Below are 229 nucleotides of genomic sequence, written 5' to 3'. Positions count from 1 at the left end.
CTTCGGTACGGACGCCCGCTTTCTGCAGCTTCCCCGCGCTCATCTTGACCGCCGTGTCGTCTTCCTGGTCGCCTTCGTAGACCGGCAGGTAGTCCATCCCCATCGAATCCTTCTTGGGGGTCGGCGAGGTGTCGGGAAGTCCCATCGGATTGCGGTAGAAGCGGATGCGGCCCCGTTGGCCGACCTTCTCCGCCGAGGCGTCCGGCGCTTCCTCGAAGCTCACGTCCTC

1 protein-coding gene is annotated in these 229 nt (G+C 65.1%); it reads right to left on the bottom strand.

From position 1 onward, the window contains the following. Positions 1 to 229: hypothetical protein (locus tag RVY79_RS21950; protein ID WP_317466743.1), on the bottom strand; the 229-nt coding region annotated here is incomplete at both ends.

Source organism: Chromohalobacter sp. HP20-39 (genome assembly GCF_033052815.1).
Lineage (GTDB): Bacteria > Pseudomonadota > Gammaproteobacteria > Pseudomonadales > Halomonadaceae > Chromohalobacter.
The sequence above is the reverse complement of the archived record's forward strand: the minus strand, read 5'-3'. Positions and strand labels throughout refer to the sequence as shown.